The organism is Streptomyces sp. NPDC049813, assembly GCF_044465085.1.
In the GTDB taxonomy this organism is placed as follows: domain Bacteria; phylum Actinomycetota; class Actinomycetes; order Streptomycetales; family Streptomycetaceae; genus Streptomyces.
Genome location: NZ_JBITLI010000011.1, coordinates 47,465 through 70,644, shown reverse-complemented (window position 1 = coordinate 70,644; position 23,180 = coordinate 47,465). Strand labels below are relative to the sequence as shown.

Genomic DNA, 23,180 nt, shown 5'->3' with positions numbered 1-23,180 from the left:
GAGTGACGAACCCCATGGAGGGCAAGCCCATGCAGCGCGACGCGACGCGCCCGGCCGCCGAAGCACGTGTGGGCCGCATCCCCATCGTGGACGTGGCGCCACAGATCGACGACGGAGCCGGCGGACGCACCCCTGCCCGCGCCGTCCCCGGCGAGGAGTTCGCCGTCTCGGCCACCGTCTTCCGCGAGGGGCACGACGTGGTCGGCGCGGGAGTCGTGCTCACCGACCCCCGCGGCCGGGAGAGCGCCCTCGTCCCGATGCGCCTGCTCGCCCCGGGCACGGACCGCTACACCGCGTGGGTCGGCGCCACCGCGGAGGGCGACTGGACCTACCGGGTGGAGGCCTGGACCGACCCCTGGGCGACCTGGCGGCACACCGCCGAGATCAAGGTGCCGGCCGGGATCGACACCGAACTGGTGCTGGCGGAGGGTGCGTTGCTCCTCCAGGAGGCCGCGGGCACGGTCCCGGCGGGCGAGGCGGCGCGGCTCACCGAAGCGGCCGGGCTGCTCACCGACCGGCGCCTCGACGCGCACGAGCGGCTCGCCGCCGCGACCGCGGGCGCCGTGACCGACCTGCTCACCACGCACCCGCCGCGCAGACTGCTCACCCGCTCGCCGGAGCTGCCGCTGCGCGTGGACCGGGAACGAGCCCTGTACGGCGCGTGGTACGAGTTCTTCCCCCGGTCCGAGGGCGCCGAGCCCGCCCGCCTGCGCGACGGTGTCCTCGAGCCCCCGCGGCCGGGCACCCTGCGCACCGCGGCCAAGCGCCTGGAGGCCGTCGCGGACATGGGCTTCGACGTGGTCTACCTCCCGCCGGTCCACCCGATCGGCACCACCCACCGCAAGGGAGCGGGCAACACGCTCGAAGCGGGCCCGCACGACCCCGGCTCCCCCTGGGCGATCGGCTCGGCCGACGGCGGCCACGACGCCGTCCACCCCGAGCTGGGCACGATCGAGGACTTCGACCACTTCGTGGCGCGCGCCGGCGAACTGGGCCTCGAGGTCGCCCTCGACCTCGCCCTGCAGTGCTCGCCGGACCACCCCTGGGTCACCGAGCACCCCGAGTGGTTCGCCCACCGCCCCGACGGCTCGATCGCCTACGCCGAGAACCCGCCGAAGAAGTACCAGGACATCTACCCCCTCGACTTCGACACCGACCCGGACGGACTGCACACCGAGGTCCTGCGCGTGCTGCGGCACTGGATGGACCACGGCGTACGGATCTTCCGCGTCGACAACCCGCACACCAAGCCCGTCGCCTTCTGGGAGCGGCTGATCGGCGCGGTGCGCGAGAGCGACCCCGACGTGCTCTTCCTCGCCGAGGCCTTCACCCGCCCGGCCATGCTGCACGCCCTGGCACGGGTGGGCTTCCACCAGTCGTACACCTACTTCACCTGGCGCAACTCCAAGGAGGAGGTGGAGGGCTACCTCGCCGAACTGGCCGGTCTCGGCGGCGAGGAGAGCGCCGCCTACCTGCGGCCCAACCTCTTCGTGAACACCCCGGACATCCTCAACGCCTACCTCCAGTACGGCGGGCGGGCGGCCTTCGCCGTGCGGGCCGTGCTCGCGGCGACGGCCGGCCCCGCGTGGGGGATGTACGCCGGGTACGAGCTGTACGAGAACGTGCCGATGGGGCCCGGCAGCGAGGAGTACCTGGACTCCGAGAAGTACCAGCTGCGCCCCCGCGACTGGGCCGGCGCGCTGAGCGCAGGCGACTCCCTGGCCCCGCTGATCCGGGCGCTCAACGACGTCCGGCGGGCCCACCCGGCCCTGCGCCGGCTGCGCAACCTGCGCTTCCACCGCACCGACAACGACGCGGTGACCTGCTTCTCCAAACGGTCCGCGACGGGCGACTGGGTCCTGGTGGTGCTCAACCTCGATCCGCACGAGACGCGCGAGGCGACGGTCACCCTCGACCTGCCGGCCCTCGGCGTCGAACGCTCGGAGACCTTCACGGTGCGCGACGCCCTGTCGGGCGAGACCTACCGCTGGGGCCGCGACAACTACGTACGCCTCGACCCCCGGCACCGGGTGGCCCACATACTCACGGACGGGACCTCGCAGTCGTGACCACCGCACAGCGCCCCTCGGCCCTGCCCGCCACCCAGCTCAAGCGGCTCACCACGGGTGAGCTCAGCGATCCGCACGCGCTGCTCGGTCCGCACCCCACCGCCGAGGGGGTGACCGTGCGGGTGCTGCGGCCGCTCGCCGACCAGGTGTGGCTGACCGCACCCGCCGGCGAGCCGCTGACGGAGCTCGCGCACGAGGGCGAGGGCGTCTTCGTGGGCCGCCTGCCGGGCACGGCCGTGCCCGACTACCGGGTCCGCGTCCGCTACGGGAGCACCCTGCACGACCAGGACGACCCCTACCGCTTCCTGCCGACCCTCGGCGAACTCGACCTGCACCTGATCCGCGAGGGCCGGCACGAGCAGCTGTGGCGGGTGCTCGGGGCCCGGGTGTGCGCGCACGAGTCGGGCTGGGGCCCGGTGGCCGGTGTGGCCTTCGCGGTCTGGGCGCCGAACGCCCGCGCCGTGCGCCTGGTCGGCGACTTCAACCACTGGGACGGCCGGGCCCACCCGATGCGCTCGCTCGGCGCCTGCGGGGTGTGGGAGCTGTTCGTCCCCGGCGTCGGGGAAGGCTGCCGGTACAAGTACGAGATCGCCACCCCGGACGGCCGCTGGATCCAGAAGGCGGACCCCCTGGCCACCTCGGCGGAGGTGGCGCCCGGCACGGCCTCCCGCGTCTTCCGCTCCCGCCACACCTGGAGCGACGACGCCTGGATGGCCCGGCGCGGCGAACGCCCCGTGGACCGCTCCGCCATGAGCGTCTACGAGGTGCACCCGGCGTCCTGGCGGCCCGGCCTCGACTACCGCGGTCTCGCCGCCGAACTGCCCGCCTACGTCAAGGCGCTGGGCTTCACCCACGTCGAGTTCATGCCGGTGGCGCAGCACCCCTTCGGCGGCTCGTGGGGCTACCAGGTCTCCTCCTACTACGCCCCGGCGGCGGGCCTGGGCACCCCCGACGACTTCCGGGCCCTGGTCGACGCGCTGCACCGGGCCGGGATCGGCGTCATCGTCGACTGGGTCCCGGCCCACTTCCCCAAGGACGACTGGGCCCTGGCCCGCTTCGACGGCACCGCGCTGTACGAGCACCCGGACCCGCGGCGCGGCGAACACCCCGACTGGGGGACCCTCGTCTTCGACCACGGCCGGGCCGAGGTGCGCAACTTCCTCGTCGCCAACGCGGTGTACTGGTGCGAGGAGTTCCACGTCGACGGCCTGCGCGTCGACGCGGTGGCCTCCATGCTCTACCTGGACTACTCGCGCCCCGAGGGCGGCTGGCTGCCGAACGTGTACGGCGGCCGCGAGAACCTGGAGGCGGTGGAGTTCCTCCAGGAGGTGAACGCCACGGTGCCCCGGCGCTGCCCCGGAGCGGTGACCATCGCCGAGGAGTCCACGGCCTGGGACGGCGTCACCCGCCGCACCGACCTCGGCGGTCTCGGCTTCGCCCTGAAGTGGAACATGGGCTGGATGCACGACTCGCTGTCGTACATGGCCCAGGACCCGGTGCACCGCCAGTACCACCACCACGCCATGACGTTCCCGATGGTGTACGCCTACGCGGAGCACCACACCCTGCCGATCAGCCACGACGAGGTGGTGCACGGCAAGGGGTCGCTGCTGACGAAGATGCCCGGCGACCGCTGGCAGCAGCTCGCCAACCTCCGTGCCTACCTCGCCTTCATGTGGGCCTTCCCCGGCAAGCAACTCCTTTTCATGGGACAGGAGTTCGCCCAGGACACCGAGTGGTCCCACGAACGCGGCCCGGACTGGTCCCTGCTGCGGCACGGCGCCCACGCGGCCGTGCGCGACCTGGTGCGCGACCTCAACCGCGGCTATCTCGCCGATCCCGCGCTGTGGAGCCTCGACAGTGACCCGGCGGGCTTCTGCTGGATCGACGCGGACGCCGCCGAGGAGAACGTCTACTCCTTCGTGCGCCGTGGCGAGGGCGGCGAGTCACTGGTCTGCGTCTTCAACTTCCAGCCCACGGTCCGCCGGGACTTCTGCCTGGCCATGCCCGAGGCCGGCGACTACAGCGAGGTGCTCACCACGGACGCGGCACGCTACGGCGGCTCCGGGGTCACCAACCCCGGGCCCGTGCGCGCCGTCCCCGAACCCCACCAGGGCCTGCCGGCCCGCGCGCGGGTGACCCTGCCGCCGCTGGGCGGCGTGTGGTTCCGCAAGCAATGACGCGGCTCACCCAAGGAGACACGATGCCCGCTCCCCGCCTGAGGACCACCCCGTTGCCCGGTATCGGGGTGCAGTACGAGCTCACGACCCGCCGGCACGACACCCTGTCGGTGATCGCCCACCGGGACACCAAACGCACGCTGAACGTGCACCACGACGACGACCCGGACTCCTGCGGCCTGTCCCTGCAACTGACCGGCGCCGAGGCACTCTCCCTCGCCGACGCCCTGCTGCCCGGCCGCAACAGCCCGAACCTGCTGCACACCAGCGACTTCGGGCTGCTGGCCGAGCAGATCACCATCACCGGCACCTCGTACTGGAACGGGCGCACCCTGGGGGAGACGCGGATGCGCACCGACACCGGCGCCTCCATCGTCGCCGTCATGCGCCGCTCCCACGCCGTCCCCTCGCCCGGCCCCGAGTTCCGGCTGCACGGAGGCGACGTCGTGATCGTCATCGGCACCCGGGAGGGCGTGGACGGCGCCCACGAGATCCTCGAACGGGGCTGATCACGTGCACTCCGCGGTCTTCCTGATCGAGTTCGGCGCCATCGTCCTGGCCCTCGGCCTGCTCGGCCGGTTCGCCGTGCGCTGCCGCTTCTCGCCGATCCCGCTCTACCTGATGGCAGGGCTGCTGTTCGGCGCGGGCGGCATCGTCCCGCTGGGCGGCAGCGAGGAGTTCATCGAGGTCGGCGCCGAGATCGGGGTCGTGCTGCTGCTCCTGATGCTGGGCCTGGAGTACACGGCCGCCGACCTGGTCGGCCACCTCAAGACCCACGCCCCGGCGGGCGGGGTCGACTTCCTGCTCAACGCGGTCCCCGGCGCCGCCGCGGCGCTGCTGCTCGGCTGGGGCCCGGTGGCCGCCGTGGTCCTCGCCGGCGTCACCTGGGTCTCCTCCTCCGGGGTCATCGCGAAGGTCCTCGGCGACCTGGGACGGCTCGGCAACCGGGAGAGCCCGGTCATCCTCAGCATCCTCGTGCTCGAGGACCTGGCGATGGCCCTGTACCTGCCGATCCTGACCGCGGTGCTGGCCGGCTCCGGCCTGCTGGCGGGCAGCCTCACGCTGGCCGTCGCCCTGGCCGCCGTCGGTCTCGTGCTGCTCGCCGCGGTGCGCTACGGGCGGGTCATCTCCCGTTTCCTTGCCAGCGACGACCCCGAGAAGCTGCTGCTCGTGGTCCTCGGCACCACGCTCCTCGTGGCGGGGATCGCCCAGCGTCTGCAGGTCTCGGCGGCGGTGGGCGCCTTTCTGGTCGGCATCGCGCTGTCCGGCGAGGTCGCCGAGCACACCCACCACGTGCTGATGCCGCTACGGGATCTGTTCGCCGCCGTGTTCTTCGTCTTCTTCGGCCTGAACACCGACCCCGCCACCATCCCGCCCGTGTTGTTGCCGGCCCTCGTGCTGGTTGTGGTGACGGCGGCGACCAAGGTGGCCACGGGCTACTGGGCGGCGCGGCGGGCCGGGATCGGTACGCGGGGCAGGTGGCGGGCCGGCGGTGCGCTGGTCGCACGCGGCGAGTTCTCCATCGTGATCGCGGGGCTCGCGGTCTCCTCCGGAATGGACCCCGCCCTCGGCTCTTTCGCCACGGCCTACGTGCTCCTGCTGGTCGTCCTCGGACCGCCGGCGGCCCGGTTCATGGAACCGCTGGCGCAGCGGTTGACGGCGCTGTCCGGCAGCCGGCGCGCCGCACCGATGCCCCTGGAACCGCAGGTCCGCATCGCTGAGGAGAGCGCGCCGCGCCGGTGAGTCCCGTCATCGGGCAGCGGGCAGGCCACCCGGTCCGGGTGGCCTGCCCGCCGACGGTGCCGCGTCAGCCGTGCAGCGCCGTCCCGTCCTCCGCGCCGTCCTGCGCCGCCTCCGGGAAACGCAGGGCGAGCACGAGCAGCGCCGTCAGCACACAGACGGCGGCGGCGGCCAGATAACCGGCGTGAAAGCCGGCGAGCCGCCCCCCTGTCCCGTCACCGCTGTCGGCAGCCGTGGCGACGGCGACCAGGACCGCCACGCCGACGCTGCTGCCCACCTGCTGCGCGGTCACGTTCACCGCACCCGCGACACCGTGCCGGTGCGCGGGCAGGCCTTCCAGGGTGGCGGACGTCATCGCCCCGAACCCGATGCCCTGGCCCACGCTCATGACCGCGATCCCGGGCAGCATGTTCACCCCGTACGAGCCGTCCTGCGGCGTCAGCGCCCACAGGGCGACCCCGGCGCCGATCAGTACGAGACTCGCCGCCATGAGCCGCTTGTAGTGGGCGGGGGTGATGAACCGCCCCGTGACATGCGAGCTGACGATCACGATGAGCCCCATGGGGACCACCGCGAGGGACGACTGGAACGGTGAGTAGCCAAGCACGTCCTGCATGTACAGCGGCGCGAAGAAGAGCAGCCCGCTCACGCCCGTGTAGTACGCCGCGCCCGTCATCGTCGCGGCCTTGACCGGGTTGCTGCGGAAGATCTGCAACGGCAGCAGCGGGTCTCGCGCCCGCAGTTCACGCAGAACGAAACCGGCCAGCGCGGTGAGCGCCAGGACCAGGGCCAGCACCGTCTGCGCCTGTGCCCAGCCGTGATCGCTGCCGCTGGTGACGCCGTACACGAGGAACGCCAGGCCCACGGTGACCAGGAGCGCCCCGGGCAGGTCCAGCGAGCTGCGCTGCGGGGTGCTTGCGGGCAGCAACAGCCGTACCGGAACGAGCACCAGCGCGCTCGCCACGACACTGACGACGAAGACCGAGCGCCACCCGAACAGATCGGTGAGCACGCCACCGGCGATGAGACCGGCGCTGAAACTGCTCGCCCCCGTCGCCGCGTACACCGCCAGGGCCCGGTTGCGCCGGGGGCCCGCCGGGAAGATCTGGCTGAGCATGGCCAGCGACGCCGGGCCGGACAGCGCGGCTCCCACACCCTGCAGCGCGCGGGCGGCGATCAGCACGGGCAGGGCCGGCGCGAGGGCGGCCGCCAACGACGCCACGGCGAACAGTGCCACCCCCAGCGCGAAGATCCGGCGGCGTCCGATGATGTCGGCCGCCCGGCCACCGAGCAGCAGGACACCTGCGAAGGTGATGGCGTACGCGGTCATGGCCCACTGGAGCGTGCTGCCCGAGGCGTCGAAGCGTGCGCCGATCGCCGGCAGCGCGGAGTTGATGACGGCCACACCGCTCACGTCGAGCGCGAGGGCGGCGGAGAGCAGGACCAGCGCGCCTCGGTGCCGACCTTCGCGGTTGTCCGGTGGCACGGCGTCAGGGTCCGCGGACGCCGCACCGGGAGACGAGGGTCCGGTGCGGGCGGATGGGTCAAGTGCCATGGGGTTCCTCGGCTTTCTGTGTCCATGTCGAGGGGGAGGACACGGTGGGGCGGTCGAGCGGCGTCACTGAGTCAACGGCGCGACCACGAGTGAGGGCATTGCGAGATGGCCCGGCCGCGCGGCGACGTAGGCGATCACATCGGCGACCTCCGCGGGGCGCAGGGCCCGGTGCTCGGTGTGCAGACGGTCGACCACGTCCTGCGGCAGGTGTCGGCCGACGTCGGTGGAGGCCAGTCCCGGCCGCAGGTCGGTGACCCTGATGCGGTGCTCCAGCAGTTCCGCGCGGAGCGTCGTGGAGATCGCGCTCACAGCGGCTTTGGAGGCGTTGTACACGGCATAGCCAGGGGCGAACATCGTGGTGCCCGCGATGGACGACACGTTGACGATGTCCGTCGTGCGTCCGGCGGCGGAGGCCGAGACCAGCGCCGGGAGAAACGCCGCGGTGGTGTTCAGGACACCGAGGACGTTGGTGTCCAGCATGTCCCGCCACTGGTCGAACCGGCGGTCCGCCAGTGGTGAGGCGTGCATGACCCCCGCGTTGTTGACCAACAGATCGGGGGTGCCCAGCTCCTGGCCGGTGCGGCGGGCGGCGTCGGCGAGGTCCTCGGCGGCCGTCACATCGCCGACCAGGGCCAGCGCGACGCCGCCCGCGGCGGTGATCTCCTTGGCGACGGCCTCGACCGCACTCTGTCGGCGGGCCAGCAGGGCGACCGCGGCGCCGTCTTGCGCCAGGCGGTGGGCGACCGCGGCGCCGATGCCGCCGGAGGCGCCGGTGATGACGGCGACCCGGCCGTCGAGCGGCGCCGAACGCCCCTCGCTGTCCGGGACTGCCGATGAGGGGTGAGAGGACATGGTGCTCCGATCTGGGGTCGGCCGTAGGGAGGGACGGAAACGGGTGGCCGAAGGACCCGTATGAGCGGGTCCTTCGGCCACCCGGGTCAGCGGTGGGCGGAGACGGTGCGTCAGCTCTCCCGGGCGAGCTCCAGGGCCAAGGGGTGCCCGGCACCGAAGGTCGCGACGGCGATGTCGTGGGGCGACTTGCCGTCGTGGCCGCGCAGATCGGTGCGGGCACCGGCGGCTATCAGCACGCGTGCGCAATCCTCGTAGCCGTGCCACAGCGCGTCGTGCAGGGGCGCGTAGCCGTTGGTCGCGCCCTGGTGGTCCAGGTCGATCCCCGGGGCCCGGACGAGCAGGCCGGTGATGTCGGCGTGGCCGTTGTAGACCGCCTTGTGCAGCGGTACCGCACCGAAGGTCGGTTCGACGGCGTTCACGTCGGCGCCGGCCGCGAGCAACTCGCTCACGATGTCCGTGTGGCCGTCCCGGCTGGCGACCAGCAGGGGGGTATGGGCGTCGTTGAATCCGTTGACGACCGGGAAGCGACGGTCCACCTGCGCCCCGCCGCGCAACTCCGCCCGGACGGCGGTGAGATCGCCCCGCGTGACCGCGGCCATGAGCCGCTGCTCGGCCGCTTCCGACTCGTCGTGCGCGGTCCGTTCTTTCAGCAGCCGCTCGGCTTCCAGCAACTGCTCCTTGCCGCGCGTGTTGACGTTCAGCTCGTACTCGAAGTGCTCGCGCATCGAGAAGCCGTAGTGGGTGGAGAGCCCCAGGCCCGCCCCCGCGTCGAGCAGATGGCCCACGACAGCGGGCCACTTGTACCAGAGCGCGTCCATCAGCGGGGTGTGTCCGGTGGTCGCGGCGACCGCGTCCACGAACGCACCCGCCTCCACCAGCACCCGTACGGTTTCCAGGTCACCACCCTGGACAGCCTTGTGGAGGGCGGTGGCGCCCGCGCGGCTGTCGGTGGTGAACACGTCGGCGCCGGCCGCGATCAGCTCGCGCACGATCCCGGAGGCACCGATCCCGGCGGCCGCCTGCAAGGTCGTCAGACCCGAGCCGGGGTCCCGGCGGTCGGGGTCGGCCCCGTCGCCGAGGAGCCGCCGCACCGCGGGACCGTCCTGGCGCTCGACCGCCGACAGCAGCCGCTCGTCGAGGTCCGCCTTGAACGCGGCGACCTCACCTGCGGGATCGAAGTAGACCTTCCAGCGAACGATCTGCCCCTGCTCGTCGAGTTCGAGACGGTGGCTGTCCTCGATCTCGAAGGGCACCTTCGTCCGCGTGTGGAAGGCCTTCGTGAAGACGCGCGCGTACGCCACCGCCCCCTCGGCCACGAGCTCGCGCAGCTCGTACTCGACGACCTGCGTCGTCTCGCCCCGGACGCGGAACGCTTCGGCGACCGCGTCGCGGCCGACATGCTCGCCCAGGTAGTCGATGACCGAGTTCCATTCGTCCTTCGGCAGTTCGAAGACGACGGCGGGCGAGAGCGTGGTCAGGACGTGGTCGAAGTCGCCCCGGCCGATCGCCGCGAACCACTCCTCCAGCACCTTACGGGTGCGCTGTGTGTCCATGTCTGCGGTGCCTCCGTGATGTGTGGGTGCCTCAGGCCAGGCGCTGCGACACGGGCGCCAGGCGGAAGGCGTGGTGGAAGAAGGTGTCGGCGCCCGCCTGGTCCTGGGCGAAGTTGGTGGCTTCGACGACTCGGCCGTCCGCGATGCGCCAGAGCAGGACCCAGGTCATGTCGATGTCGTGGCCGTCGCCGAGTTCGCTCCACCCCCGGTGCACGTCGACCACGTGGTGGTCGTCGGCACCGAAGTAGATGCGGTCCGCCTTGAAGCCGGCGCTGCCGAGCCGGTCGAAGAAGGCGATCACCTCGTCGACGCCCTCATGGGTGCCGGCCAGCGGGTGCCTGCCCGGGATGTGCCACCGCACGTCGGGCGCGAGGATCTCCTTGCGCATGGTCTCCAGGTCGTACGCGGCGTAGGTCTCGAAGAACCGGTCGACCAGGGCCATGTTCTGCTCTGCCGCCGACGGGGAAGCCTCAGTGGTCATCAGTGCTCTCGCTTTCGCGGGGAGAAGGGAGAAGAAACGGGAGGAGAAGGGGGCTGGTCAGGGGTCGCGGGGGAGGGGGAGACAGGAGGGGCCGGGCGCGGCGCCCGAGGGGGCCGTCAGCGGGTCGTGCCGATGAGTCCGCCCGAGGGGTGCGCCCGCTCCGGCTCCTGCGGCGGCGTCCGCGCAGCGGAGCCGGCCGGGGGCGGTACGGTCAGGAAGCGTGTGGCCCATACCACCGGGAGCGCGACGACCAGGGCGATCATGGCGACCAGGGGTACGTCGTCCGCGCCGTGCGCGGAGAGCGCCCAGCCGCCCAGCGCGGCTCCCAGCGCGATGCCGGCATTGGCCGCCGACGCCCCCAGCGTGGCCGCGAGGTCCCGGCCCTCACCGGCCAGGGAGATCACCCGCAGTTGGAGGGAGGGCGTCACGCCGAAGCCCACCAGACCCCAGACGGCGAGGATGAGACCGGCCAGGACGGCGTTGTCGCCGAACACATAGAGGGCACCCAGCGCGGCGATCAGCACAAGGTTGCCGATCAGCAGGGTGCGGGAGGCGTTCCGGTCGGCGAACCGGCCGCCGCCGAAGGTGCCGACGGCACTGCAGACACCGAAGATCAACAGGAAGGCGCTGACGGCCCCGGCCGGAATGCCGGTGACGTCCTCCACGTACGGCGTCAGATAGGTGAAGGCGACGAACTGGGACCCCATCAGCAGCAGATAGGCCGCCAGCATGGCCAGCACACGGGGTGCGAAGGCGTGGCGGGCCTGGGCACTCAGGTTCTCGGTGCTCGGACCGCTCGCACGGGGAACGGTGAGCACCACGGTCGCCAGGGCGAGCACGCCCAGCCCGATGACACAGAGGAACGTCACCTGCCAGCCGAGGCTCTGCCCGACCAGGGTCCCGACCGGGACACCGAGCACGGTGGCCACGGAGATGCCGCCGAAGACCAGGCTCACGGCTTGGCCGCGGCGGTCCGCCGGAACCAGGCCGGTGGCCACGGAGGTGGCGGCGCCGACGAACAGTCCGTGCAGCGCGCCGCAGAGGGCCCGCGCGGCGAACAACAACCCGAAGACGCCGCTGAGGACGGCGACGACGTTGCCCGCGACGAAAACGGTGAGCGCCAGCAGGAGGACGGTGCGCCGTGACAGTCGCATGGTCAGCGCGGTCAGGAGCGGCCCGCCCACGGCGATGCCGAGCGCGTAGGCGGTGACGAGGAGACCGGCAGTCCCGGCGGAGACCTCGAGGTCGTCGGCGATCAGGTTCAGCACGCCGACGACGACGAGCTCGGCGGTCCCGACGACGAAGGAGCCGAGGCCGAGGGCGGCGAGTGCGAACCGGCTGCCGGGCCGGCCGCCCGGCGTTGCGAGGTCACTCATGGTAGGCGTCCTTGGTTGGGAGGAGGGGCGGGCGGTTCATCAGGCGTATGCGAGGTCGAGCTGCCCGATGAGACCGGCCCGCTCGGTGAACTCGTAGGTGGCCCGGAAGCCGTCGCCGCTCTCCCCCTTGTGTGCGAAGCGCAGGAGCAGCGTGGTGCCGCCCCGCTTCGGGGTGGTGTCCAGCACCGTCAGCCGGCCGCCGATGACTTCGTCGGCGGCCCACGCCCGGATCGCGTCGCGGCCGCGGAATGTCCGGCCGGGCTCATGGAGGACGGCGTCCTCGTGGAAGGCGGCGGCGAGAGCGTCGACGTCCTCGGCTGCCACGGCGTCGACGTAGCGCTGTGCCACCGGGTTCTTCGCGGAGCTGCCCGGTTCGCCCACGGCCCGCTGCACCGTCGCGGCCGGTGCCGTGACCGACGCCCGCGAGGACGCGGGCTCGTTGTCGGCCCCCGAGCAGCCGGTGAGCAGCAGGGCCGCCGACGCCAGCGAAAGGATGATGCGGCGCATGTGTCTTCTCCCGGAGGTGTGGGGATACGCGAACGGGTGGCGTCGGGCCTCAGACCTTGTAGCGCTGCTTGACGTCGTCGGCGAAACCGACGTAATCGCGCAGGGGCCAGACCTTTTCGAATTCCAGGTACTCGCGCATCGGCAGCCGGCCGAGAGCGGTTCGGTCGAGTTCCTCGGCATCCGGAGAGTCGATGATGGCTATGACGCGCTTTTGTGCCGCGACTTTCCAGATGCCGACGCAGAAGCCCGAGTCGACGGTTTCCTGCGCGTGCTCGGCCTCGTCCTGCTCCAGCTCCCACAGCTCGTCGAGCGAAATGCGGCCCTCGTGGTTCCACTTCATCTGGACGTAGAAAAGCACGGGAACTCCCTGGGGTCGGTGGAAGGTTCGCCGGGATCGGTCCGATGCGGCGATTACCGAACATCATGAGAGAAGGCCGCAAGCGGTACCAAAAAGGAGCCCTCTACTATCTGAACTCCGAGGACAGGCTCACCAGTCGATCCGGCGGCGGTTGCGGAAGAAGCCGCCCGTGGGTCCGGAGTCGGGCAGCCGCGCGAGCCAGGCCACGGTGTCGGCGCCGTCCTCGACGCTGGTCGGGGCGGCGCTCCCGCCCATGTCGGTGCGGACCCAGCCGGGACAGACGGCGTTGACCTTGACCGTGTCGGGCACTGCGGCGGCGACCACCAGGGTCAGGGCGTTGAGCGCCGCTTTCGAGATCCCGTAGGCGGCGGGTGAGGGCACGCTGTCGGTGAGGGCGCCGCCCCCCGAGGAGACGTTCACGACGCGGCCGAAGCCGCGCCGCACCATCGCGGGCACGAAGGCCTGACACAGGTGGAAGGCGCCCATCAGGTGGACGTCGAGGGCCTCGCGCAGCGTTTTCTCGTCGAGGGAGAAGAACCCGGTGGTCGGGTAGATGCCGGCGTTGTTGACCAGGACGTCGACCTCGACCCCGTCGGATGTCAGCCGCTGCGCGCAGCGACGGACGCTGTCGGCATCGGTGACGTCGAGCTCCACCGCCCGTGTCCGGGCACCACTCAGCGCCTTGGCGGCCGCGGTGCCGCGGGTGAGGTCACGGGCGCCCAGGACGACGTCGAGGCCGGCGCGGTCCAGCTGACGGCAGGTCTCCAGACCGATTCCGCGGTTCGCGCCGGTGACCAGCGCGGTCCGGGGGCGTACCGGATTCACTGTGCGAACTCCTCTGTGGGCAACAAGTGTGAAGGGAGTGTCCCTGGACGTCAGAGGACGTCAGACGGCCACGTGCCCGGATTGCAGGGCACTGTCGTCGCGCAGGGCACGGATGATGGGAGACGGGTCCGTGTAGGACTTCCAGCGGACGATCCGGCCGTCGCGGACCGTGAGCCATTGGACGAATTCGATCTCGAACGTGGCGCCGGTGGCCCGCACGCTGGACAGTTCATGGACGACGCCCGCGGCCTCACACCCGTCGACCACCAGGTTCACCAGTTTCTCGCCCCGCACGTCCACCGCGTCGTGGAATATCTTCAGCGTGGCGAGGACGGCGTCCCGGCCGCGGTGGGTGCCTATCCACTTCATGTCGTCGTTGTAACTGGGGACAGGAATGTAATTGATCCACTCGACGTCCTCGGCGAGCGTGTCGACGGCGGTGTCGAAGTCGCCCGATGTCAGTGCGTCGAACCACCGTTGAGCGACTTTCCTGGTCTCTTCCGTGGCGTTGCTCATGGACTCTCCTCGAAGTCGCCGCTCAGGAATTGTCGGACTGAGCCTGCGCGGCGCGGGCGAACAGATGCTGGTTGCCGTCGGCCCAGGTGGCCGTCATCACGATGCCGTCGATGCGCCAGCCTTCCGCCGTCCGCTCCAGGCCGATGCGGTACGTGCCGGCGAGCGTCCACAGCGGTCCGCCGTGCTCGTTGGGCATGCGGTGCGTGGCCTGGAACATCGCGGTCGCCACCGCGCGGTCGCCGTCCACGTCGACCAGGAAGTTGCTGAGCAGGTGCTGGGTGGCGGCGAACTGGCCGAGCAGCCCCGACCAGGCGCTGATCAGGTCCTTCCTGGACACGGGGCCCGGCTCACCGCCGTTGAGGCTGGTGTAGTCGAGCATGATCTCGTCGCTGAAGACACCGTCCAGCGACCCCCATTCGCGCTGGTCGATGTACCAGCCCATGCGGGTACACGTCTCGACGATGTCCAGGCGGTCGGCCACGGAACTCACGGCGTGTACTTCCTTTTCAGTGGTAGAGATGTGCCATTTTCTTGGTCCAGCGATGATCGCTGAGCAGGGCGGCGCCGATGAGGACACCGAGCAGGACGACTTCGGCCACCGCGGATTTCATATGGCCCACCGGAATGGCCAGTACGGCGAGGAACGCGGCGGTGAAGTGGAAACGTTGCGGGCCGATCTTCAGAATTCCGTGGAACCAGGCGATGCCGCCGAGATACAGCGCGACACCGCCGGCCAGCGCGACGGAAGGGGCCAGGCCCAGCGGATCGTAGGGGTGCACGATGGTCTTCTTGACGGCCGCGGCGATGAGGATCAGCCCCAGCAGCATCGGGACGTGCGCGTAGAAGAAGGCGGCCAGCGCCAAGCGCGAACGGGGCACCGCCTCTTGGCGCTCCAACGCGAGTTCGGCACGGTAGGCCTTCTCCGACTCGTCGAAGTACACCCACCACAGACCGGCCGGGATGACGAAGATGAGTACGGCGGTGGTCACCACGGACGGCGGGGTCTGGCCACCGTCGGTGCCGATGCCGAGCGCGAGGAACGAGTCGCCGAGCGCGATGATCATCAGCAGTCCGTGCCGCTCCACGAAGTGGCCCGGCTTGAGCTCGAAGCCCGATACGCCGGTCACCACGGGCGCGATGACCTCGAGTCCGACGGCCGTGATCCACAGGGCGTAGACGATCCAGCCGTCGAGAAAGCCCGCGCAGATGATGAGGGCGGCGCCCACCGTGTGGAACGGGGCGATCCGCAGCATGTTGCGGGCGGCTCCCGGGCCGCCGAAGGCGAAGAGGGCGGCGTGCACGGAGACGATCACCAGGTAGCCGATGCCGAACGCCACGCCGTTGCCGTGGAAGGCGTTGGGCGTGGCCAGACCGATGACCAGGAACGACGCCATGCCCAGCAGCAGCAGCACCCGGTGGTGACGGCGGTGCGGCGGAAGGTGGTTGGTCAGCCACGCGTACCCGCCGTACATCCACCACAGGAGCCAGAAGATCAGCAGTACCTGGCCGACGCCGCGCGGCGTCATGTCCCGGCTGAGCACCCGGGCGAGTTGTGTGAAGTTGAAGACGAAGGCCAGGTCGAAGAAGAGCTCCAGAGTCGTGACCCGGGCTCCGCTTTTCGGGGAGGGTTCCGCGGACGAGACAGCGAACTTCGCGGGTTCTTCTGCCCTGCCCTCGGAATGCGGGGCCGGCATCGATTCCGAACCAACCGGGACGCCTTCTACATCTCGTACGGAAGTCGTGTGAGACATGTCTGCGAAGGTAATGGCGGCAGTGGTGGTGCGGTCAACGCGATCACACAGACATCAAGAGGTCGGGGCGCGGGCCGTCGCCGCGACGCTCCAGCACGGAGTCGTAGACGGCCTGTGTCCGCTGCGCCGCGACGTCCCAGCCGAACTCCGTGCGCGCCCGCGCGAGACCGGCCGCGCCGAGCCGGGCGGCGTGGTCCGGGTCGGCGAGGAGCCGGTTCACCGCGGCCGCGAGGTCGGCGGCGAAGTGCCGGGGGTCCAGGGGCGTGCCGCTGCCGTCCTGTTCCTGCTCGACGGGGACCAGCAGCCCCGTCCCGCCGTCCGCCACCACCTCCGGGATGCCGCCCGTCGCGGTGGCCACCACCGCCGTCCCGCAGGCCATGGCCTCCAGATTGACGATGCCCATCGGTTCGTAGAGGGACGGGCAGACGAAGACGGACGCATGGGTGAGGAACTGCAGCAGGGAGGTCCGGTCGAGCATGCCGTCGATCCGTACGACCCCGTCCCGCACCCGGCGCAGCTCGTCGACGAGCGCCGCGGTCTCGGCCGCGATCTCGGGGGTGTCCGGCTGCCCGCAGCAGAGCACGAGCTGGGCGCGGGGGTCGAACGCGAAGGCGGCGCGCAGCAGTTGGGGCAGCCCCTTCTGGCGGGTGACGCGGCCGACGAACAGGACGAGGGGCCGGTCGGGGTCGACCCCGTACCGCTCCAGTGCCGCGGTGCCGTGGTCGGGCCGGTACGCCCGGGTGTCGATGCCGTTGTGCACCACGTGCACCCGGTGGGGATCCACCTCGGGGTACACGCGCAGGATGTCCTCGCGCATGCCGTGCGACACGGCGATCAGCGCGTCCGCGCTCTCCAGCGCCGACCGCTCCACCAGGGACGACAACGCGTAGCCGCCGCCCAGCTGTTCGGCCTTCCAGGGGCGCAGCGGCTCCAGGCTGTGGGCGGTGGCGACATGGGGGATGCCGTACAGCGTCTGCGCGAGCCGGCCCGCCGCGTTGGCGTACCAGGTGTGGCTGTGGACCAGGTCCGCCCCGGCGCAGGCCGCGGCCATCTCGACGTTCACGCCGAGGGTGCGCAGAGCGGGGTTCTGCTCTCCCGGCAGCTCGCGCTCCGCGTAGGCGCTCACGTGCCGTTCGTCGCGCGGCGCACCGAAGCAGCGCACCCGCAGATCGACCAGGGCGCGCAGCTCCTTCGCGAGTTCCGCGACGTGCACACCGGCGCCTCCGTAGATGTACGGAGGGAACTCCTTGGTGAGCAGGTCGACACGGAGGCGCGGCGAAGGGGCGGCGGGCGGCTGCACATACATGACGACTTCCCTTGGTCCGTGGGTCGGTGGCGGGCGGTGGCGCGCGGCTCGTGCGGACCGATGGCATCCGGGCCCGGCGCTACACGGCGGACGGCGGCGCGATGACGGGCCAGCCCCGCTCCTGGGCGAGCCTGCTGCTGTCCGCGCTGCAGGCGATGACGCGCGGGTTCCCGACGACACTGAGCAGCCCGGTCCCGGCGCACGGGTCCCCGTAGCCGAAACAGCTGGCCGGATCGATGCACAGCCGGGTCATCGCCTCGACGACCGACGTGCACGTGTCCAGGTCGCGGGTGGCGGAGGGGGGCAGCCGCAGCAGGGTCCCCCCGGCGGACAGCTGCTCCGGTACCGGCCGGCCGGCCTCCACGACCAGGACGACGAGGTCGCCCTCGGCCCGGTGGCCCGCCAGCGCGTCCCGCAGCGCCATGTCCTCATGTGCCGAGCGCCGCGGATGGGTCAGGTCGAAGAAGGCCGCACGCCCATTCGGTCGGAACATGCCCCACTCCTGTCTCGCACCCGCAGGCAGTCGTCCCGCTGCCGTCACTCGGCGTGACCATAGTCAAGGCCGGAAGAGATCGCGACAAGCGGAGTCGGACAACCTGAAGTCGCCGTGGCCCGGCGGCGGGAGCACCGAAGATGTGACTTCCTTCACCCGAGATGGAGACAATTGTCAAACTTCCTGTAAAATCTCGCCGACCCGGTACCACCCAGCAGCAGCACCCAGCGGCAGCACCCGCCGACGGTACGCGGCAGGCACCCGCAGCAGGCCCCGAGGAGACATTGTGGACAGCACCGCCGAAGACGGTGAAGGCACCGGCCGACGGCTGCGCGAGCTGCGTCGCGCTCGCGGTCTGAAACAGCAGGACCTCGCCAGCGACGACGTCTCGGTGAGCTACGTCTCGCTGATCGAGTCCGGCAAGCGGACACCCTCCGCGGCGGTCGTGGCCCTGCTCGCCGAGCGCCTCGGCTGCACCCCCGGTTATCTGCTCACCGGTCAGGACGACACCCGCACCCGCGAGCTGGAGCTCAAGGCCGCCTTCGCCGACCTCTCCTTGCACAACGGCGCCCACGGCGAGGCGCTCCAGGCCTTCAGCGAGGTCCTCGCCTCCGCGCCCGTCCTGCCGGACGCCCTGGTGCGCCGGGTCCGCCTGGGCCAGGCGCTCGCGCTGGAGCGGCTCGGCCGCCTCGAAGCCGCCGTCCAGGCCTTCACCCTGCTGTACGAGGACCCCTCGTGCGTGGCCGGATCGGCGGAGTGGAGCCTGCTGGCCACGGCCCTGTGCCGCTGCCACCACGCGCTCGGCGACCAGGTCCTGAGCGTCGAGACCGGCGAGCGCGCACTGCGCCGGCTCGACCGGCTCGGCCTGGACGCCACCGACGACCACCTCCAGCTCGGGGCCGCCCTGGTCGACTGCTACCGCACCCGCGGCGACCTGGCCAGGGCGCGCCTCCTGGCCGACCGCCTCACCAGGATCGCCGACGACCGAGGCGGCCGGACGGCCCAGCGGGACATCTACTGGAACGCCGCGCTCGTGGCCCGGTCCCAGGGCCGGACCGACGAGGCCCTCGCCCTGGCCGAGCGGGCCCGCGCGCTGCTCGCCGAGAGCGACCACGTACGCCACCACGCCCTGCTGCGCCAGGTGCACGGCACGCTCCTGCTCGACGCCGCGCCCGCCGACCCCGAGCGAGCCCACCGGCTGCTGGAGCACGCCCATGCGCAGCTGGTGGAGGTGGGCACCGCGCTCGAACAGGCCACGGCGCAGACCGCGCTGGCCTCGGCGTGCCTGCGGCTGGAGCGGGCCGGTGACGCACAGGTGCACGCGGCCAAGGCGCTCGGCCTGCTGGGCGAGGAGCCGCGCGCGGAAGCGGCGCTCGCCCGGGCCGTACTGGCCCGGGCCCAGTTCGACGCGGGGGAGGACGCCCAGGGCGAGAAGACGCTGCGGACCGCCGCCCAGCACCTGCGCGAGCTGCCCCCGGCCCGCTCGTCCGCCGCGGCCTGGCGCCGGATCGCGGACATCTGGCAGCAGCGGGGGCAGGCCGCCGAGGCCGCGGCCGCGTATCAGCAGGCGCTGGCCGACGCCGGTCTGCCCGGCCTGGTCAGCGAGCCCGCACACCCATGAAGACACTGGCCATGACGGCCGGTTCGGCGCTGCGGTTGACCCAGGAGTGCCGGTTGCCGCGCAGGACGACGCAGCTGCCGGGGGCCGGCCGGGTCTCGGAGCCGTCCTCCAGGACCACCCACAGCTCGCCCTCCAGGATGATCGACATGTCGGCGGGATCGGCGTCGGGACCGACGATGCGCGGATCGAAGGTGAAGTCGAGGAAGACCTCGGTGGCTCCGGCGTCGTGCATCTGCTCGATGTCCGACCGGATCTGACCGAGCGAACCGTTGCACGGGGCGCGACCGGAGGCCGCTTCGGAGCCGAGGAAGACGGTGGCCCGCACGACGATGCGCAGCTCGTCGGGGGAGCGCCCGGCGCGTTCGGCGGCGGCCCGGGCCCCGGTCGCGGCATCGGCGACCTCCGCCACGGTGACGAAGCCCGGACTGACCCAGCCCTGACCCAGCCCTGGGCCAGGCGTCCGGCCCGCGTCCAGGCCTTCTCGGTGGAGCCGCCGAGCAGCAGCGGGAAGACCGGCCGGACGGGCCCCGGCCGCACCAGGGTGCGGGGCAGTTCGGTGAACTCGCCGCGCCTCGGCCCCTTACAGCCGGGTCGGGCTGCCCGGCGGGGCGATCTGACCTTGCGTCATAGTCGACTCCTTGTTCGGTGACCGACCGAGATTGACTTTTTGATGGCTTGAATGTCAACGAGGTAGTCATACTCGGTGCACGTGAAATGACTCGCTACTTGACAAGTAGTCAAAGCGCTCGCTTACCATGCATCACGGAGCGCAATGAGCGCTGGCAGGACCCTGGAAGGGAGACCCATGACCCCCAACGGTGATGTGCGTGTCGAGGGGGTGACCCTCCCCAGTGCCGGGGTCGACCTGCGCGGCGATCTCTACCTGCCGACGTCGCAGTCGGCGGGGCAGGCGGCCCCGGCCGTGCTCGTGGTCGGCTCGTGGCTCACGGTCAAGGAGCAGATGGCGGGCCGGTACGCCGCCGGTCTCGCCCGGCGCGGACTGACCGCGCTCGCCTTCGACTTCCGCGGATACGGGGAGTCCAAGGGCGATCCGCGGGACTTCGAGTCGCCGGAGCGCAAGATCGAGGACATCGTGAGCGCCGTCGCCCACCTGCGCTCCCGGGCCGACGTGGACGCGTCCCGGATCGGCGCGCTCGGCATCTGCGCCGGCGCCGGGTACGTCGCGGTGGCCGGCTCCCGCGAGCCGCAGCTGCGCTCCGTCGCCATGGTCGCCCCCTGGCTGCACGACGCGACCCTGGTCGAGGCGATCTACGGCGGCCCGGACGGCGTCCGCGAGCGGATGGCCCAGGGCGAGGCGGCCCGCGCGACGTACGAGTCGACGGGCGAGGTCGAGTACATCCCGGCGGCCAGCGCCACCGACGAACGGGCCGCCATGTACGGGCCGTTCGACTACTACCTGCAGGCCGACCGCGGAGCCGTCCCGCAGTGGGGCAACCGGTTCGCCGTGATGAGCTGGCCGCAGTGGCTGACCTTCGACCCCATCGCGGTCGCCCCCCACTGCACGGCCCCCACCTTCATGCTGCACAGCCCGGACGCCGCCGTCCCGGACGGCGCCCGCCGCTTCCACGAGGCGCTGCCGGCCTCCAAGGAACTGCGGTGGACGACGGGCAGCCAGTTCGACTTCTACGACCAGGAGCCGACGGTGGAACCGGCCCTGGACTCCGTGCGGGACCATTTCGAAAGGACGCTGTGACCAGGCGAACCGCCGCCGCTCCCGGCTCCGGCCCGACGGCCGGGCCGCGGCCGGTGCTCAGCCCCGACGCCACCGTCCTCGTCGCCTGCCTCGCCTTCTTCGTGATCACGCTGGACACGACGGTGGTGAACGTCGCGCTGCCGAGCATCGGCGCCCAGTGGGACGGCCAGGTCTCCGCGCTGCAATGGGTGGTGACGGCGTACACCCTGCTCTTCGCCGCGCTGCTGCTGTCGGCGGGCGCGATCTCCGACCGCATCGGAGCGAGCCGGGCCTTCACGATCGGCCTGTCCGTCTTCACGCTGATGTCCGCGCTGTGCGGCCTCGCGCCCAACCTCGACGTGCTCATCGTCGCGCGGGCGATCCAGGGCGCGGGCGCGGCAGTGATGATGCCGGCCTCGCTCGCCCTGGTCCGGCAGGCCTATGACGACCCGGAGCTGCGCGCCCGCGGGATCGCCTGGTGGACGGCGGGCGGTGGGGCGGCCGTCGCCGCGGGCCCGGTCGTCGGCGGCGCCCTGACCTCGGGGCTCGGCTGGCGGTGGATCTTCTTCATCAACCTGCCCGTCGGCATCGTCGCCCTCGTCGGCATGGTGCGCGCCCCGCGCTCCCCGCGCGGGCGGGCCCCGATGGACCCGGCCGGCCAGATCACCGCCGTGCCGGCCCTCGCGGCCCTGGTCTTCGCCGTGATCAACGGCGGCTCCGGCGGCTGGACGGCGCCGGCCACCCTGGCCGGCTTCGGGGTCGCGATCGTCGCCGGGGCGGCCTTCCTGACCGCCGAGTCCCGGCAGAGCGACCCGGCGGTGCCGCTGACCTTGTTCCGCAACCCCGCGGTGGCCGTGTGCACCAGCGCGGGCCTGGCCCTCAACCTGGGCTACTACGGACTGGTCTTCGTCTTCACGATCTTCTTCCAGGAGCACCGCGGCGCCTCGGCCCTGGTGGCCGGACTCATGTTCGTCCCGATGACGGCCTTCACCACGATGGTCAACCTGCTCGCGGGCAGGCTCACCAACCGCCGCGGGCCGCGCTTCCCGCTGATCCTCGGCCAGATCATCCAGACCGTGGGCATCCTCGGGCTGCTCGCCGTCGACGAGAACACCCCGACGCCGCTGCTGTTGGTGCTGCTCGTCCCGCTGGGCATCGGCGGCGGCCTGGCGATCCCGCCCCTGACGACGGCGATGCTGGAATCGGTCCCGCACGAGCGGGCGGGCCTTGCCTCCGGCGTGCTCAGCGCCGCCCGCCAGTTCGGCGGCGCCATCGGCGTGGCCCTGCTGGGGGCGCTGATCGCCGACTCGGCCCACTTCATGACCGGGATGCGCATCAGCCTCGTCATCGCGGCCGCCGTCCTGGTGGCCACGACGCTGGGGGTGTTCCGCTTCCTGCCCGCCGGCCACCAGCACGCGGACTCCGCGGAGCCCGCACCGGCCGGGGCCCGGAGCTGACACGTCCGGTCCCGCCGCCTTCCTCGCCCCCCCCGGGGGGCGACAGGGGGTCATGACGCGGGCGCCCGGTACCGCCCCCGGCACGGGGTGGACGACCTCCGTGCCGTTCCGCGGAACCGGTGCTCGTCAAGCACTTCGCCTGACCGTGCCGCCCGCGGAGACCTAGGCGGCCCCCGCCACCCCCGGCAGCACCGTCGCCAGGATCTCCTCGACGCGCTCGGTGATGTCCTGGCGGTCGTGCAGGACACCCGAGATGTGCTGTGCGCCGAAGAAGGCGGCGACGATGACGCGGGCGAGCATCTCGGGATCGGTCGACGCCGGCATCTCGCCCGCCTCCACCGCCTCGCGCAGCGCCGTGGCGACCATCGCCTGGTACCCGCGGTAGGGGACCGGCAGGTCGATGCCGATGTACGCGCGCTCGATCTGCAGCCGGGCGCCGGCCTGGATGGTCATGTTGTCGCGGAAGGCGCGCGCGGTGCGCAGCAGCAGCTGCTGGACCCGCGCCACCGGCGGCAGGGCCTCCGCCCTGACCGCCGTGGCGATCGAGTCGAGGTAGGCGTAGAAGTCGTTCGCCACCGCCTGGGCCAGGGCTTCCTTGTTGGCGAAGTGGAAGTAGACCGCGCCCTTGGTCATGCCGGCCAGCTCGGCGACGTCCTGCACGGTCACCGGCGGGAAGCCCCGGGCGGCGAAGGCCTGGGCGGCGGCGGCCAGCACCGTCTTGCGGGTGCGGACGGCCCGCTCCTGCTTCAGCTCCTTGACCGGGCGGGCACGGGTGCCGGCCGACGCCGTGGCTGACGTCCTTGTCGGCTGGGCAGAGTCCATCGGGCTTCCTCGCTCTTGTGGGGCC

22 protein-coding genes are annotated in these 23,180 nt (G+C 71.8%); 7 read left to right on the top strand and 15 right to left on the bottom strand.

Annotated features, from left to right (window positions below):
* Positions 1–14 precede the first annotated feature (14 nt).
* The 4 genes from ACIBW6_RS22365 to ACIBW6_RS22350 are packed head-to-tail and all read left to right on the top strand — an operon-like array spanning position 15 to position 5,992.
* Entirely contained in the window at positions 15–2,069 is a 2,055-nt protein-coding gene (locus ACIBW6_RS22365; protein WP_399062214.1) for a maltotransferase domain-containing protein, read from the top strand.
* On the top strand, positions 1,988–4,249 hold the full coding sequence (glgB, locus tag ACIBW6_RS22360; RefSeq protein WP_399062597.1) for a 1,4-alpha-glucan branching protein GlgB: 2,262 nt from the start codon (positions 1,988–1,990) through the stop codon (positions 4,247–4,249). The genes ACIBW6_RS22365 and glgB overlap by 82 nt, the downstream gene beginning before the upstream one ends.
* A gap of 23 nt (positions 4,250–4,272) precedes the next feature.
* Positions 4,273–4,758 carry a cation:proton antiporter regulatory subunit gene (locus ACIBW6_RS22355; protein WP_399062212.1) on the top strand — a complete coding sequence of 162 codons (486 nt, stop codon included), beginning with the start codon at positions 4,273–4,275 and terminating at the stop codon, positions 4,756–4,758.
* Positions 4,759–4,762: 4 nt separating this feature from the next.
* Positions 4,763–5,992 carry a cation:proton antiporter gene (locus tag ACIBW6_RS22350; protein WP_399062210.1) on the top strand — a complete coding sequence of 410 codons (1,230 nt, stop codon included), beginning with the start codon at positions 4,763–4,765 and terminating at the stop codon, positions 5,990–5,992.
* A 64-nt stretch (positions 5,993–6,056) separates the two neighbouring features.
* On the opposite strand, the gene ACIBW6_RS22345 is transcribed toward ACIBW6_RS22350, so the two are convergent.
* The 13 genes from ACIBW6_RS22345 to ACIBW6_RS22285 all read right to left on the bottom strand — a co-directional run bounded on the left by ACIBW6_RS22345 (position 6,057) and on the right by ACIBW6_RS22285 (position 17,562).
* The gene (locus tag ACIBW6_RS22345) at positions 6,057–7,475 is read right to left on the bottom strand and encodes an MFS transporter (protein WP_399062209.1); all 1,419 of its coding nucleotides are present in this window, start codon (positions 7,473–7,475) and stop codon (positions 6,057–6,059) included.
* Between the two features lie 132 nt (positions 7,476–7,607).
* Positions 7,608–8,396, bottom strand: a complete 789-nt coding sequence (locus ACIBW6_RS22340; protein WP_399062208.1) for an SDR family oxidoreductase — start codon at positions 8,394–8,396, stop codon at positions 7,608–7,610.
* A gap of 110 nt (positions 8,397–8,506) precedes the next feature.
* On the bottom strand, positions 8,507–9,949 hold the full coding sequence (locus ACIBW6_RS22335; protein WP_399062207.1) for an ankyrin repeat domain-containing protein: 1,443 nt from the start codon (positions 9,947–9,949) through the stop codon (positions 8,507–8,509).
* Between the two features lie 31 nt (positions 9,950–9,980).
* Positions 9,981–10,430, bottom strand: a complete 450-nt coding sequence (locus tag ACIBW6_RS22330; protein ID WP_399062206.1) for a nuclear transport factor 2 family protein — start codon at positions 10,428–10,430, stop codon at positions 9,981–9,983.
* Between the two features lie 116 nt (positions 10,431–10,546).
* Positions 10,547–11,806, bottom strand: coding sequence for an MFS transporter (locus ACIBW6_RS22325; protein WP_399062204.1), 1,260 nt, complete (start codon positions 11,804–11,806; stop codon positions 10,547–10,549).
* Between the two features lie 39 nt (positions 11,807–11,845).
* The gene (locus ACIBW6_RS22320) at positions 11,846–12,313 is read right to left on the bottom strand and encodes a nuclear transport factor 2 family protein (RefSeq protein WP_399062202.1); all 468 of its coding nucleotides are present in this window, start codon (positions 12,311–12,313) and stop codon (positions 11,846–11,848) included.
* A gap of 49 nt (positions 12,314–12,362) precedes the next feature.
* Entirely contained in the window at positions 12,363–12,671 is a 309-nt protein-coding gene (locus ACIBW6_RS22315; RefSeq protein WP_362498847.1) for a muconolactone Delta-isomerase family protein, read from the bottom strand.
* Between the two features lie 129 nt (positions 12,672–12,800).
* On the bottom strand, positions 12,801–13,496 hold the full coding sequence (locus tag ACIBW6_RS22310) for an SDR family NAD(P)-dependent oxidoreductase (RefSeq protein WP_399062200.1): 696 nt from the start codon (positions 13,494–13,496) through the stop codon (positions 12,801–12,803).
* A gap of 60 nt (positions 13,497–13,556) precedes the next feature.
* Positions 13,557–14,012 (bottom strand): nuclear transport factor 2 family protein, encoded by a 456-nt coding sequence (locus ACIBW6_RS22305; RefSeq protein ID WP_399062198.1) that lies wholly within the window; start codon positions 14,010–14,012, stop codon positions 13,557–13,559.
* Positions 14,013–14,034: 22 nt separating this feature from the next.
* A complete protein-coding gene (locus ACIBW6_RS22300; RefSeq protein WP_399062196.1) occupies positions 14,035–14,502 on the bottom strand; it encodes a nuclear transport factor 2 family protein in 468 nt (155 codons plus the stop codon).
* A gap of 16 nt (positions 14,503–14,518) precedes the next feature.
* A complete protein-coding gene (locus tag ACIBW6_RS22295; protein ID WP_399062194.1) occupies positions 14,519–15,706 on the bottom strand; it encodes a low temperature requirement protein A in 1,188 nt (395 codons plus the stop codon).
* Positions 15,707–15,806: 100 nt separating this feature from the next.
* The gene (gene glgA / locus ACIBW6_RS22290; protein ID WP_399062192.1) at positions 15,807–17,069 is read right to left on the bottom strand and encodes a glycogen synthase; all 1,263 of its coding nucleotides are present in this window, start codon (positions 17,067–17,069) and stop codon (positions 15,807–15,809) included.
* 79 nt (positions 17,070–17,148) lie between these two features.
* Positions 17,149–17,562 carry a hypothetical protein gene (locus ACIBW6_RS22285; RefSeq protein WP_399062190.1) on the bottom strand — a complete coding sequence of 138 codons (414 nt, stop codon included), beginning with the start codon at positions 17,560–17,562 and terminating at the stop codon, positions 17,149–17,151.
* A 286-nt stretch (positions 17,563–17,848) separates the two neighbouring features.
* Here ACIBW6_RS22285 and ACIBW6_RS22280 point away from each other — a divergent pair, with 286 nt between their 5' ends.
* Complete coding sequence (locus tag ACIBW6_RS22280) at positions 17,849–19,183, top strand: helix-turn-helix domain-containing protein (protein ID WP_399062188.1); 1,335 nt, start codon at positions 17,849–17,851, stop codon at positions 19,181–19,183.
* Here ACIBW6_RS22280 and ACIBW6_RS22275 read toward each other — a convergent pair.
* Positions 19,161–19,592: a hypothetical protein gene (locus tag ACIBW6_RS22275; RefSeq protein WP_399062185.1), complete on the bottom strand. Its 432-nt coding sequence runs from the start codon at positions 19,590–19,592 to the stop codon at positions 19,161–19,163. The genes ACIBW6_RS22280 and ACIBW6_RS22275 overlap by 23 nt on opposite strands.
* 396 nt (positions 19,593–19,988) lie before the next feature.
* Between ACIBW6_RS22275 and ACIBW6_RS22270 the strand changes: the two genes are divergently transcribed.
* Entirely contained in the window at positions 19,989–20,897 is a 909-nt protein-coding gene (locus ACIBW6_RS22270) for an alpha/beta hydrolase (RefSeq protein WP_399062183.1), read from the top strand.
* Positions 20,894–22,333 (top strand): MFS transporter, encoded by a 1,440-nt coding sequence (locus ACIBW6_RS22265; protein ID WP_399062181.1) that lies wholly within the window; start codon positions 20,894–20,896, stop codon positions 22,331–22,333. Before ACIBW6_RS22270 ends, ACIBW6_RS22265 begins: the two co-directional genes overlap by 4 nt.
* A 162-nt stretch (positions 22,334–22,495) precedes the next feature.
* Here the strand turns inward: ACIBW6_RS22265 and ACIBW6_RS22260 are convergent, their stop codons facing one another.
* Positions 22,496–23,155, bottom strand: a complete 660-nt coding sequence (locus tag ACIBW6_RS22260; RefSeq protein ID WP_399062179.1) for a ScbR family autoregulator-binding transcription factor — start codon at positions 23,153–23,155, stop codon at positions 22,496–22,498.
* Positions 23,156–23,180: the final 25 nt, after the last annotated feature.

Excerpts from the sequence above, each read along its gene's own strand:
- ACIBW6_RS22260 (WP_399062179.1), bottom strand. The coding sequence starts at position 23,155 with ATGGACTCTGCCCAGCCGACAAGGACGTCAGCCACGGCGTCGGCCGGC.
- ACIBW6_RS22355 (WP_399062212.1), top strand. The coding sequence starts at position 4,273 with ATGCCCGCTCCCCGCCTGAGGACCACCCCGTTGCCCGGTATCGGGGTG.
- ACIBW6_RS22305 (WP_399062198.1), bottom strand. The coding sequence starts at position 14,012 with ATGAGCAACGCCACGGAAGAGACCAGGAAAGTCGCTCAACGGTGGTTC.
- ACIBW6_RS22340 (WP_399062208.1), bottom strand. The coding sequence starts at position 8,396 with ATGTCCTCTCACCCCTCATCGGCAGTCCCGGACAGCGAGGGGCGTTCG.
- ACIBW6_RS22295 (WP_399062194.1), bottom strand. The coding sequence starts at position 15,706 with ATGCCGGCCCCGCATTCCGAGGGCAGGGCAGAAGAACCCGCGAAGTTC.
- ACIBW6_RS22270 (WP_399062183.1), top strand. The coding sequence starts at position 19,989 with ATGACCCCCAACGGTGATGTGCGTGTCGAGGGGGTGACCCTCCCCAGT.
- glgA (WP_399062192.1), bottom strand. The coding sequence starts at position 17,069 with ATGTATGTGCAGCCGCCCGCCGCCCCTTCGCCGCGCCTCCGTGTCGAC.
- ACIBW6_RS22325 (WP_399062204.1), bottom strand. The coding sequence starts at position 11,806 with ATGAGTGACCTCGCAACGCCGGGCGGCCGGCCCGGCAGCCGGTTCGCA.
- ACIBW6_RS22320 (WP_399062202.1), bottom strand. The coding sequence starts at position 12,313 with ATGCGCCGCATCATCCTTTCGCTGGCGTCGGCGGCCCTGCTGCTCACC.
- ACIBW6_RS22330 (WP_399062206.1), bottom strand. The coding sequence starts at position 10,430 with ATGACCACTGAGGCTTCCCCGTCGGCGGCAGAGCAGAACATGGCCCTG.
- ACIBW6_RS22285 (WP_399062190.1), bottom strand. The coding sequence starts at position 17,562 with ATGTTCCGACCGAATGGGCGTGCGGCCTTCTTCGACCTGACCCATCCG.
- ACIBW6_RS22335 (WP_399062207.1), bottom strand. The coding sequence starts at position 9,949 with ATGGACACACAGCGCACCCGTAAGGTGCTGGAGGAGTGGTTCGCGGCG.
- ACIBW6_RS22365 (WP_399062214.1), top strand. The coding sequence starts at position 15 with ATGGAGGGCAAGCCCATGCAGCGCGACGCGACGCGCCCGGCCGCCGAA.